At 27.6% G+C, this 12913-nt stretch carries 12 protein-coding genes and 1 pseudogene; 6 read left to right on the top strand and 7 right to left on the bottom strand.

Features of this window, described 5'->3' with window-relative positions:
• Positions 1-34 precede the first annotated feature (34 nt).
• Genes HL033_RS01435 through rpmI form a run of 4 tightly spaced genes read right to left on the bottom strand, consistent with a single transcriptional unit; the run spans position 35 to position 2336 of the window.
• Positions 35-760 carry an SDR family NAD(P)-dependent oxidoreductase gene (locus HL033_RS01435; protein WP_255323778.1) on the bottom strand — a complete coding sequence of 242 codons (726 nt, stop codon included), beginning with the start codon at positions 758-760 and terminating at the stop codon, positions 35-37.
• On the bottom strand, positions 729-1760 hold the full coding sequence (gene pheS, locus HL033_RS01430; protein ID WP_218194321.1) for a phenylalanine--tRNA ligase subunit alpha: 1032 nt from the start codon (positions 1758-1760) through the stop codon (positions 729-731). The genes HL033_RS01435 and pheS overlap by 32 nt, the downstream gene beginning before the upstream one ends.
• An 8-nt stretch (positions 1761-1768) precedes the next feature.
• On the bottom strand, positions 1769-2119 hold the full coding sequence (gene rplT / locus HL033_RS01425; protein WP_218194320.1) for a 50S ribosomal protein L20: 351 nt from the start codon (positions 2117-2119) through the stop codon (positions 1769-1771).
• 16 nt (positions 2120-2135) lie between these two features.
• Positions 2136-2336 (bottom strand): 50S ribosomal protein L35, encoded by a 201-nt coding sequence (gene rpmI, locus HL033_RS01420; protein WP_218194319.1) that lies wholly within the window; start codon positions 2334-2336, stop codon positions 2136-2138.
• 444 nt (positions 2337-2780) lie between these two features.
• Here rpmI and HL033_RS01415 point away from each other — a divergent pair, with 444 nt between their 5' ends.
• Positions 2781-3368 (top strand): cell cycle transcriptional regulator TrcR, encoded by a 588-nt coding sequence (locus HL033_RS01415; protein WP_218194318.1) that lies wholly within the window; start codon positions 2781-2783, stop codon positions 3366-3368.
• Positions 3369-3676: 308 nt separating this feature from the next.
• Positions 3677-4837, top strand: a pseudogene (gene rho, locus HL033_RS01410) (transcription termination factor Rho); the annotation flags it as partial.
• Positions 4838-5045: 208 nt separating this feature from the next.
• Here the strand turns inward: rho and HL033_RS01405 are convergent.
• Complete coding sequence (locus HL033_RS01405) at positions 5046-5297, bottom strand: J domain-containing protein (protein ID WP_246575302.1); 252 nt, start codon at positions 5295-5297, stop codon at positions 5046-5048.
• 184 nt (positions 5298-5481) lie between these two features.
• On the opposite strand from HL033_RS01405, the gene HL033_RS01400 reads away from it, so the two are divergent.
• Positions 5482-6039, top strand: coding sequence for a NifU family protein (locus HL033_RS01400; protein WP_218194477.1), 558 nt, complete (start codon positions 5482-5484; stop codon positions 6037-6039).
• 377 nt (positions 6040-6416) lie between these two features.
• Here the strand turns inward: HL033_RS01400 and HL033_RS01395 are convergent, their stop codons facing one another.
• The gene (locus HL033_RS01395) at positions 6417-8189 is read right to left on the bottom strand and encodes a hypothetical protein (RefSeq protein WP_218194317.1); all 1773 of its coding nucleotides are present in this window, start codon (positions 8187-8189) and stop codon (positions 6417-6419) included.
• A 43-nt stretch (positions 8190-8232) separates the two neighbouring features.
• Between HL033_RS01395 and thiS the strand changes: the two genes are divergently transcribed.
• Together thiS and HL033_RS01385 are read left to right on the top strand one after the other, a co-directional pair.
• On the top strand, positions 8233-8502 hold the full coding sequence (thiS, locus tag HL033_RS01390) for a sulfur carrier protein ThiS (RefSeq protein ID WP_218194316.1): 270 nt from the start codon (positions 8233-8235) through the stop codon (positions 8500-8502).
• 578 nt (positions 8503-9080) lie between these two features.
• Positions 9081-9863 carry a thiazole synthase gene (locus HL033_RS01385; protein ID WP_218194315.1) on the top strand — a complete coding sequence of 261 codons (783 nt, stop codon included), beginning with the start codon at positions 9081-9083 and terminating at the stop codon, positions 9861-9863.
• A gap of 105 nt (positions 9864-9968) precedes the next feature.
• Here the strand turns inward: HL033_RS01385 and HL033_RS01380 are convergent, their stop codons facing one another.
• Positions 9969-10322 (bottom strand): Erum7620/ECH_0207 family putative T1SS effector, encoded by a 354-nt coding sequence (locus HL033_RS01380; RefSeq protein WP_218194314.1) that lies wholly within the window; start codon positions 10320-10322, stop codon positions 9969-9971.
• Between the two features lie 110 nt (positions 10323-10432).
• On the opposite strand from HL033_RS01380, the gene gltX reads away from it, so the two are divergent.
• Positions 10433-11755 (top strand): glutamate--tRNA ligase, encoded by a 1323-nt coding sequence (gltX, locus tag HL033_RS01375; protein WP_218194313.1) that lies wholly within the window; start codon positions 10433-10435, stop codon positions 11753-11755.
• Positions 11756-12913: the final 1158 nt, after the last annotated feature.

Raw genomic sequence — 12913 nt, 5'->3', positions numbered from 1 at the left:
ATGAAATTATGAACATACTGAAGAAACTTTTCTTTTATGTAAAATATAATTTTCCAGTAATATTGTTATGAACGCTTACGAGTTTATATATTTTTTTTAGAATATTCTTTAGTTTATTATTTTGCATTATCTGTTTTAAGGAAATACTTTCTAGTACACTGTCATCAATATGTGAAGGACATATTGCATTAACCTTGATTTTCGGTGCTAATTCTGCAGCAGAAAGTATTGTTAAATCAGCTAGGGATTTTTTTGATAGCATATATGTAAAATATTTGCTTTTGATATTTGTGATATTGCTATCTATAATGTTAACAATATTTCCAGTAGTGTTACACTTTTTTGTAAAATACTGTGTAAGAAACATAGGGACTTTTACATGTATATGATAATTTTTATCAAAATCTAATTCAGTGCATTGCATTAATGTGTGATGGTAAAAAATTGAAGCATTATTTATTAAGTTATTACAATACGGCATTGCTTGGAAAGTATGATCTATTATGTTATGTAATGTGGTAAAGTTTAAAAGATCTGCGCGTAAAATTAAACATACTCTTTGGTATAATTCCTCTATATTTTTTTTCAAATTTAACGCTTCATTTTGAGAGGTATTGTAGTGAATTACTATATCATAACCATGACTGGCCAAGAACATTGCTATTACTTTACCAATTCTACGTGCTGAACCCGTGATTAGTACTCCTTTTTTTTTAGAATAATGAGTATTATTTAACAACATCAGTAAAATTAAATCCATAATGATTTATCCATTGTAGTTTATTTTCATAAAACATACGTAGGTCTTCTATATTATATTTTAACATTGCTATTCTTTCAATTCCTATTCCAAATGCAAAACCACTGTATTTATTTGGGTCAATGTTAACATTTTTTAATATATTGCGATGTACCATTCCACATCCTAGAATTTCTATCCAATCTTGATTATCTTTTTGAATATCAACCTCGGCTGATGGTTCAGTAAATGGGAAAAAACTGTTTCTAAACCTAGTTTTAACATTTGCATTAAAAAAATGAGAGAGAAAATAATTGATACAATATTTTAAATGTCCCATATTTATGTTATGGTCAACATATAATCCTTCAATTTGATGAAACATTGGACTATGTTCGGCATCCCAATCATTTCTGTACACTTTTCCAGGTGCAATAATTTTTATAGGGAAAGAAGTATTACATTCCATAGTCCTAATTTGTACAGAAGATGTGTGAGTACGTAACACGATGCGTTTATTATTTATTTTTTGTGCTAAATAGAAAGTATCATTTTCATTTCTTGAAGGATGGTGTTTAGGTGTGTTTAAAGCATCAAATACATGAAATTCATCTTCAAGTTCTGGACCATTTGCCAGTTGAAACCCTAGAGAAAAAAAAATTTGCTTTACTTCATTTAACACTTTAGATATAGGATGTAACTTTCCATATAATTTTGGTCTTACAGGTAAACTAATATCTATTTTTTCTTGCATTAATTTACTATGGATTTGCTGTTGCAAAAGTTTTTCTTTTTGTTTTTGAATTAAAAGCTTTAAATTATTACAAATAGGATTTACTATACTACTAACAGATTTGCGATTTTCTATATCTGTAATCCTTGAAATTTTTTTCAAATAACTACTTAAAATACCAGATTTTCCAAAATAATATACCTTAACTTTTTCTAATTCTTCAATAGAAGCACTAGCAGAAATACGTATAACTGCTTCAGCATTTATATCGTGTATCTTAGATAACATGAAATTTTCTAGGAACTTTTAATAGCATCAACTATTTGCTTAAAGTTGTCTTTATCATTTACTGCCATATCAGCAAGTATTTTCCTATTAATATTAATATTAGATAGTGATAGTTTTTTAATAAATTGAGAGTATGACATATCATACTGTTTTACTGCAGCATTGATTCTCATTATCCATATTCTACGAAAATCACGCTTGCGATTACGTCTATCACGATAAGCATAAGTTAAAGCCTTTTCTACTCTTTGCAAAGCAATTCTATAGCAGTTTTTCGAGCGGCCTCTATAACCTTTTGCAAGTTTGATTATTTTTTTATGTCTTGCCCTTGTTGTAACACCACGTTTAACTCTTGCCATGTAAACACACCTCTATTTAACGACTATAAGGCATAAAAAGCTTAATAATACTTGCATCCGAGCTATTTAGTATTGACATACCACGTTGAACTCTTAAGCTACGCTTGCTTCTTTTTGTCATTCCATGCCTTTTGGTAGACTGAGTAGCTTTAATTTTTCCACTAGCTGTAACTTTAAATCTTTTTTTAACAGAAGACTTAGTTTTTAATTTTGGCATAAAAACTCAACTTTTTATGATATAAAGCAATTGAGAGTTTACACACTAATAACTTATAATGTCAAGTATAATTGAATGTTATTTATGTTATTTATAGATTGGTCTTGTTTTCTGTCCTAACTTATGCATGGATGAAGGATTGTATATATTATCAAACAATAACATGTTACTTAAATGAGCTAATTTTGTTATACTTCAATAATTAATTTTTCATTTATATCACAATATATTGATATAAACAAATGTGCGAAGTTAAGAAAAAATAATAATGTTATTAAAGGATATTTTTGCAATAAATGTTAGCAAAAATCTTGACATTTGACCAATGTAATATACAACTTAGCTATAAAGTTTTTATTAAGTTAATAAATTATTAATAATATTAGGTTACTTATTAAAGTTGAATTTGTTTAGGTGTTTAAGTTTTAATTTGGGGATTTTTTTATGTCATCATATGAGGAAACTCCTTTGATGCCTAGAGCGGTAGCTGTATGGCTAGTTGATAATACTACATTAACTTTTGAACAAATAGCAAAGTTTTGCAATTTGCATTTGCTTGAAGTGAAAGGTATTGCTGATGGTGAAGTTGCAAAAGGTGTTATAGGCTGTAATCCGGTTGCAATGGGTCAAATTACAAAGGAAGAAATAGAAGCATGTCAAAATAATCCTAATAAGATTCCTAAGTTAATAACTTATAAAGGATTCAATAGTAAATCTAAAAAAAGGAGAGTACGTTATACTCCTGTTGCTCGTCGTAGGGATAAGCCAGATGCGATATGCTGGATTTTGAAATATTGCCCTGATATGCAAGATGTGCAGATTGCGCAATTGATAGGCACTACGAAGGCAACTATAACTGCGATAAGAAGTAAGGAGCACTGGAACTCAAGTAATATTAAACCTAGAGATCCTGTTTTGTTAGGTTTATGTACACAAGATGCTCTTGATGAAGCGATTATGAAGACTCAAATGATAGTTGAGAGGGAGCAGAGAGTACAAAATATTAGGAAAGATGCATTGGAGAATATATAAGTTAAGTAATAATTAAAGTATTTACTAATGTAGCTCTCATAAGGTTGTAATTGTGCCTTTTATGTAGTAGTATGCGGGTTATTTATTAAATTAGTGAGTATATTTTTTGTATTGTTCTTAAAGTTTAGTAAATTTTTTTTAATTATCAAGCTTCAATCTATATTTGCGTAGTAGATTATGATATATACTAAAATATCTCATAGCTGGTATTATTTTATGTGTTTTAGTTAAATAAAGAAGGATTGATTGTGTTAAGTAGTAGTAGAAAAAGGCGAAAATCCACTAGTAAAGTTGCAGATGATGTTACTATTGAGGAAGTAGAGAGAGAGCAAGAGTCTGTTAATGAGGACAAAGTATTATCAAAGGTATTAAGTCTAAATGAGCTAAAGAGGAAGAGCGCTGAGGAGTTATTGATAATAGCAGAGGAGCTAGGAGTAGTTAGCAATGGAAGGATGCTAAAGCAAGAGATAATATTTCATTTAATGAAGAGGGTAGTCAGTGGAGGAGGAGTAGCAATAGGAGGAGGTGTAGTTGAAGTATTACCTGATGGATTTGGATTTTTAAGATCTGCGGAAGCTAATTATGCTGCGAGTAGTGATGATGTATATATATCCGCTGGTCAAATAAAGAAATTTAATTTAAGGACTGGAGATATAGTTAATGGTGAAATAAGAGCTCCTAGTGATAAGGAGAGATATTTTACATTAGTAAAAGCATATAACATAAATTTTACAGAGATAGGTAAGTTACAAAGGTATGTGCATTTTGATGATTTAATACCATTATATCCTGAAGAGAGGATATTATTGGAATGTAATGATATACTTGATAAGAAAGATATCAGTATGAGAGCGATAGATATAATAGCACCTTTAGGGAAGGGGCAAAGGGCATTAATAGTAGCGCCTCCCAGGGCAGGCAAGACAATAATATTGCAACAGATAGCACATTCAATATCTGTAAATCATCCAGACATGGAATTAATGGTTTTATTAATAGATGAAAGGCCAGAAGAAGTGACTGATATGTTAAGGTCAGTGAAGGGAGAAGTAGTGAGTTCTACATTTGATGAGCCAGCGTATAGGCACGTACAACTTGCGGAGATAGTAATAGAGAAAGCCAAGAGGATGGTAGAGCATAAGAAGGATGTAGTAATATTATTGGATTCAATAACGAGATTAGCGAGGGCATATAATGCAGTAATACCGTCATCAGGTAAGGTATTAACAGGTGGAGTAGACTCTAATGCATTACAAAGGCCAAAAAGATTTTTTGGTGCAGCAAGGAATATAGAGAAGGGAGGATCGTTAACAATAATAGCAACGGCACTGATAGAGACAGGATCGAAGATGGATGAGGTTATTTTTGAGGAATTCAAGGGTACAGGTAATTGTGAAATAATCCTTGATAGGAAGATAGCTGACAAGAGGATATATCCAGCAATAGACATATCAAAATCTGGGACAAGAATGACTTTTTTGATATGATGAATAGTTAATGTTAGTTTAAAAAAGTTAAGTTATTGAGCTGGGTAATAGCATTGTTTGTGGATATTGTAAATATTGGATACTTAAAATAATAATCATAAGGATATAAGTTAAGTATATGTATATAATTAATGTTGAGTGATTATCATTCTTACCTAATTTTAATAGTAATTTTTTATGTAATTTAATATTAATGATGAGAATTCAATAGTTTATCACGTGCTTGGTTAAGCTTTTGCGCAAAATAAGCAGAGCCTCCTTTGTCTGGATGAACAGATTTCATAAGTTTATGGTATGCCATATTAATTTGTTCATTATTTGCTTTACCTTCTAGTCCTAATATCTCTAGTGCTTCATTTATTGACATCTCGTTGCTTGTATTCCTATTGCTATAAAGTTCATTGAAAAATTTGTTCATCATTGGAGTCATGATATGACTCATATGTATTATACTGTTTCTCTTGATTAAAAAAAATATAGATAATAAGACTATTGGAAAAATAAATAATGCCCCTATTATACATAATATTACTATTAATACAAATAACATATTAAATGACTTGATTTATGGTAGGTATTACTGTATTATAGTCAGGAAATTTGTTTTTTTGCAATTAGTTTTGTTAATGTTTATTCAGATAGAAAGCACACCAAATCCTAATACTCTTAAATTTTTACCTGGTATTACTGTCAATAGTGGTGAGTCAATTGAATTTAACAATGAAAATGCGCATAAGTCTTCTTTAGCAAGTACATTATTTGAAGTATTAAATGTAGAAAAGGTTTTTTTTGGTAGTGATTTTATTTCGGTAACAAAATCTGATAATATAGAGTGGGAGCTTTTAAAGCCAAGGATACTGGCTATAATGTTGGATTTTTTTTCGACAAACTCTTTATCTAATAATGGTGAAAATTTTGAAGAGGAGCAAGAGGAATTTTTTGATATTAGTGATTTGGATAAAGTGACTCAAATTAAAGAGCTGATTGCAAATTATATAAAACCAGCAGTTGCACAGGATGGTGGTGATATAAAGTTTAGGGGCTATAAAGACGGTATAGTTTTTGTAAAATTGAAGGGAGCGTGTTCTGGGTGTCCAAGTGCACAAATCACTTTAAAAGAAGGGATACATAGTATGCTAAGTTATTATATTCCTGATATTCAAGCTGTAGAAGATGTGCAATAGATATTGATATTCTTGACGAATTTAAAGTTGTTTAGGTATTTCTATTATAAATAGAATAATGCTATTAGGTTATGCTTTTAGTAAGATCAACTATTTTTAACTGAAAAATTTTATTATAAATTGAAAGATGCATGTTTGTAGTTAATGTTATTTTATAAATATAGTTAATAAGTTATATTTTTATTAAAGTATATATAAAGCATTAATAAAAGGTTGATAGCTTTAATTTTACGAAATATGCGTTAACAGTGTTGTTTTTTATTTATGTATTTTTTATTAGTAAGGATTATGTCTTTGGAAGATCCAAAGTTACTGTTAGTAATACAAATATCAGTGTTGGTAATTATGACTTGGTGCTTTAAGTTATTGTAGTATTATTAAAAATTTTTTGGTGTTTCTACATAAAATATACTTTTGTTCTTTTGTGTTTTTTTGTTTTTGTGAAAAAATTTATATTTTTTATTAATAATAGGTGTGTTATTTGTAGGATAAATTGATGTATTATGTTGTATTGGCATAATTTTTGATTGAAAGCTGTGAGTTTGTGGTTTGTCAGAAGGTTTGTGTACAATATCATGAGGATTAATGGTTTGTGCTTGTGATGATAATTTGTTTTTTGATTTATTATGTAAATTTGTACTCTTATTTGCTACGATGGCATTACTTGTTATGTTATTATCAGGAGAATGTAAAGGTTTTTCTATATAAAATTTGCTATGCAAAGGTATATTTTTTTGAGGAATTGGTGCTACTTGGGTAGAATATTTTGTGTGTGTTTGTAAGGTATTTGATAATTTTGCTTTATGTAACTTTGAGTTAGTATTGTAAGCGATTCTTTTTGTATTTTGAGTCAATAAGATTTTTAAAATTCTTGTCTGTAATTCTGTTATTGTATTTGATGTTTTATTTGTAACATCAGTAATAAGTTTTTTTATATATGATTTACTATAAAGTTTGTGTTTTTTATAATTATTAAGATTATATTTGATGTCTGTAGATTTGTATTTTGCTATTTTTTCTAAAAAATCCTCAAAAGATATACTATGATATAGGCTTTCTATTTTGTTAATTTCTTTAATAAGTCTTTTGTTATAAGAAAAAATATTGCTATGTTGTTTTATTATGTTATGTAAGTTTTGAAAAAATATTGTGCAATCTCCATATTTAACACTTTCTTGGAATATATTGTCTATTTGTTGTAATTCAATGATAGATATGTTTATTGTTCTAAGTGTCAATTTATGAAATTGCCTTAATATTATATAGTACCATGAGCGGTTGTATTCTAAAAATAACTCCTTTTGCTTTTTTTTATATTGTAAGGCTGTAATGTGGGTTGCAATTGTAGTTGCAATTTGCATTTGATAGTCTAATTCTGATGAATTATCATGTAAAGGTTTATTAAAAAAGTTTTTTGAAGATATGGTAGTAGATCTTAGCATTGTGCTATTTATGTTTTGAGTTGTATTATGAAGCCGTAATATTATTGTAGATGGTGAGCATTGAGGGAGGCTTATAGTATAATTTTTATCAGGGGTTATTCCATAAAACATAAGAAGAATACAGAAGTTATTGTTTTGATTAATAAAATAGTACTGAAATAAATTATCAAGCATTTCCTGAGAGTGTTTAATAAGTCCTTGTAATATTAATCTGCCTGTGAAAATTATAGTATTTTCTTTTAATGTATTGTGTGTCTTTTTATAGAGATAATGTATTTTTTGTTGTGTTAATTTTCTGGTGTTTATTTTTGAGATTATTGTATTAATTATATTGTAAATTTGATCTTTATGGATTTTAGGGTCAATTATTTCATGTAATGCTCTATATAATAACTCTTGATACCATATTTCTGAATATTTATTGAATTGAGTGGAAGTTTGCAAATTGTTGAAGTTATAATGTAAAGCTTGAATATATTGATAATTTGGCATCGATTGATATGTAGTATAACAGTTACTTAACATATTGTGTAGAAGTACTATAGAGTTTTTGTTAAGTAAAAATGATGTTAATTCTTGAAATCGTTGTGTGCGAAAAATGGATTGTGTACTACTATGAGGATTATTTAGTATTATCTTATTTTGGTAGTTATTGGGATTATATTTCGTATGCATGTGATTATCTTTTGTATATGCTAAATCTAGCATATTTATTATTATTAACAATGTCAAAAAGAATTTTATTATGTAAATGGAATTTAAGTGTATTTATAAAAATTACAGTTATTCTATAATTAATATTATTATTAGAGGAAAGCACTTGATTAATGTTAAAATTAATAATAACAGTAAAACATTGCCATTAAATACCACTTTATCAGAAGTATTAGATAATTATAATACTGGTATTTCATTTGCGGTTGCTTTAAATAATAAGTTAGTGCCTAAAGCCCATTATGAAGGTGTATATTTAAAGGATGGAGATGTTATAGATATTGTTTATCCTATGCAAGGAGGTTAATGTTATGCTATAGGTTATTATTAAGAGCATTACTATATAAATGTTATTAGTAATATACTATACTATACTTGCAGTATAGTATAAAGTCATATATGTATATTAAAAAAGATGTATAAAGTTTCTAATTTTATTGATAAATGTATTATGGCTATGAATATAGAACAATATTTATATACTACGTAGTGTATCATCCCTTTTTAATAAGAATTTAATATTAACTTATTGTGCGATTTAATAAATTTATAATGAATACTACATTATGAATAATAAAGATTATGAAGTGTTTCAGAAAAAATAATATTATTGTTCTGTATTACTAATACATAGTATTGATAAGAGAAAATGATTTAATAAAGATTATATTATGTATATTTTGAATCAGTATTAAATATCTTCAAATTATAATGATGCTCTTAGTAAAATTATAAGAAAATTATGAGCTAATAATCAAAGGGAGGGGGTGATATTTATATAATGTTAAACTAGAAAGTAGATTGCTTTTATGTTCTATTATATATTTTTTCTTTTCCAAGTATATTAATTAAGTATATTAAATAGGGTAAGGAAGGAGGGGTATTATGTGGGATTTATATGGTGTTAAACTAGAGAGTAGATTGCTTTTAGGTTCTGCCATGTATCCTTCGCCAAGTATATTGTCTAAGTCTATTAAAAATTCTGGAGCCGAAGTAGTAACAGTATCGTTATCTAGGCAAATGCCAGATAAAAATTGTGGCAGTAATTTTTGGGATATAGTAAAAAGTAGTGGATGTCATATTCTCCCTAATACTGCAGGGTGTCGAACGGTTAAAGATGCAGTGTTAATGGCACAAATGGCAAGAGAGATTTTTTCTACTGAATGGATTAAATTGGAATTAATAGGTGATGATTATGTTTTACATCCAGATATAATATTATTATGTGAAGCAGTAAAAGAACTTATTAATCAGGGATTTAAAGTATTTCCTTATTGTACAGATGATTTAGTAGTATGTCAAAAGCTAATAGATTATGGCTGTTGTGTTTTGATGCCAGGAGTTGCACCAATAGGTTCTGGATGTGGGGTTCTGAATATTTATAATCTACAATTACTGCGTAATAGGTGTAGGGATGTAAGAATTATTGTAGATGCAGGTATAGGAAAACCATCAGATGCTGTAACAATTATGGAAACAGGTGTTGATGGAATTTTAGTCAATAGTGCTATATCACGAGCATTATATCCTGAAAATATGGCATTGGCTTTTAAGTATGCTGTTGAATCAGGAATTATAGCATACAATGCTGGTATTATACCAAAAAGAAACTTTGCTGTACCAAGTACACCATTAATAGATACTCCTTTTTGGCATGCTAAAAATTGATGTAAATTATTATATTAATTAAAAGATGTTATTATTTATTTAATTTAGGAAATTAACAAAACTTATAATACTCTATAAAAAGTAATTTTTTACAATATGCATTAATTATAATGCTTTATTAAAAAACCTCAGCTTAGCATGAATGATACTTTGTGCGAAAATAACATTAATCATTTTATATCCACTTCTTTTAAGTTTTGCTTGATGCCAATCAGAATAAGATAGTCCAATATATAACGTAAATATAAAATGTATAAGCATAAGGGATGTAATGCTTATAATACCTAAATAACATGCGATATAAATTAACGTAGAAATACACATAGATATTAAAGATACACACCATAACCCCTTAGATATGGTAAATAAGAACGTAAAAAAAAATGCTGCAAAAGAAAAACCATCCTTAATAAAAATAGTATCTTGTAAATTATTTTTGTAAATATAAAAAGAACGCATATTTTTTTAATAATAACTACCTAGCTGTATTTTATAATTAAAATTAATACTAGTAAACTGAAAATAATTTAATTATCCTAAAAATATCTTACCGTTATATGGTATTATTAATGATTACACGGTTTGCGCCAAGTCCTACAGGGCATTTACACATTGGTAATATAAGAACAGCTTTAGTATGTTGGTTATATGCAAGACAGCAAGGTGGAAAATTTTTATTGAGAATCGATGATACAGATGTTAACAGGTCAAATGATCAATACATTCAAAAAATTAAGAATGATCTAAGCTGGCTATTTATTGATTGGGATATGTGTTTTAATCAGTCTTCTAGATTTGTGCGTTATGATGAAGTGTTTCACTATCTATTGGATAAAGGTATAATATATCCTTGTTATGAGACACAAGAAGAGCTTGAGTTACAGAGAGTAGTAAAACGAAAGGCAGGATTACCTCCTATTTATGATAGAAATATGTTGGAAATTACTGACAAAGAAAAGAATACTAGGAATCCGTATTTTAGACTTGAAATTAATAAAGATATGATTATTAGTTGGCAAGATAAGGTGAGAGGGCAAGTAACATTTAATGCTAAAAATATTAGCGATCCTGTTATTAGGAGAACAGATGGTCAATATACTTATATGTTACCTTCTGTTATAGATGATATGGATTATCAGGTGACACACGTAATACGTGGTGAAGATCATATTAGTAATACTGCTACACAAATTTATATAATGAAAAATCTTAATGCAAAAATTCCTGATTTTGCACATTTATCTCTTTTGCATTTTGGTGATAAAAAAGTTTCAAAACGTGTTGGTGGATTTGCAATAGAATACTTTAGAGAGAATAGTATAGAACCTATGACAATTAATAGCTATATTGCAAAAATAGGCACATCTTGTGCAATAGAAGTACAAACAGATATGTCAGCTTTAATAGATACTTTTGATATACAGAGCTTTAGTAATTCTTCCAGTAAATTTGTACTAGAAGATTTAATTAAACTTAATGCTAAAGTTTTACATAAAATGCCTTTTTATCAGATTAAAGATCGATTAAATGTACTTGGCGTTAATTCTGAGGAATTTTGGTATTCTATTTGTAATAATATAGAAAGACTTACTGATGTAAAAAGTTGGGTTAATATATGTAGTCAAAATGTTATTCCAATTATTGATCCTGTTAATAAAAGATTTATTTCTTTAGCAAAAGATCTGCTTCCCAGTGGTGAGTTTAATGAAGATACATGGGGTATATGGATACAGAGAATTAAGGAAAATACTCATTTTAAAGCACGTGATATATTTATGCCATTACGACTAGCACTTACAGGGTTATCAAAGGGGCCAGAACTCGCAAAATTACTACCATTAATAGGTAGAGAGGAAATAATGCGTAGGCTTAATACTGATAATCTAGAATAGTTAATTACTATGTACTTATTGTGATATTTTGCTAAATAAAAAATTTAGTATAAATATAGTAACACGATATATATTTTTATTGTAGTGTAAAATATTCACAATATGCAAATAGCTTAAAATAGCACTTCATTTATTAAATTATGGTTACAATATTATTGAGTACTAAATTGTAAAAATAATTTTAGACATGTTATATTGCTTATTATAACATATTCAGGGTAATTTTCTTAGTACATCAAGGGTGGAATAGTTCTGTATTTAGAAGTAGCATATTTTTTCAATATTGATCATATTTAAAACAATTATTGTAATGTCAAATTACTAAATTTAAGTTAAAAAAAGTAGCTAAAGTTAAATTATGATCATTTGCTGTATAGTAATTATATTAATATAACAAATATACTTTTATATAGTAAATAATGCAAGTTTATGCTGGATAATTATGAATTATGGATTTTTTGTACGTTATGTACTTACTAAGACTTTGGGTTATTGTAAGTATAGAAATATTGTTGATTAATATTTTTACAACATTTTGATATTGGTTATATGTTTAAAATGCTAGCAATAATGCTTAATTATCAACCTGATAAAATAACAATAATGCTGATTAATAGAGCAATGAATTGATAACATATATCAAGTATAATTAATTTTATTATTTATATAAGTTATTGTGTGATAAGTGTTTTCGTTGATAACATGAAATATAATAAGATTTTAAAACCATGCAGGGGAAACAACTCCTTTATTATTTGTCATTAGAAGAATAAAAAAAAGCATAACAAGAAGTTTTCATTATAAAATGTAAACAACAAGGAAACTTTAATAAAATTTATTAATAATCCTGCAACTCTATCCAATACATTATATCTTATTGGCAATAGTAAAGCATTTTCTCATATATTAATTTATGATATTTTTTGATATAAGATCACTAGATTAAAACAGAATAATTGTGTAGTTTTTTTTAAATAAATGCTTTGTTATTTAAAAATGAAGTTTATTTAGAAAATATTAAAACATTTAGTATACATGAATAGCAGAACTCAAAGATGTTATTTGAATGTATAATTGCAGTTTGTTTAAAGTAATAATATAATGTAAATATTATAGTGTTTTATACGTTAATAATAGAAAAGGGTTTTTTTGATTTCT

Source organism: Neoehrlichia mikurensis (assembly GCF_019186785.1).
GTDB lineage: Bacteria > Pseudomonadota > Alphaproteobacteria > Rickettsiales > Anaplasmataceae > Neoehrlichia > Neoehrlichia mikurensis.
This window is presented reverse-complemented; position numbering and strand designations above follow the sequence as displayed.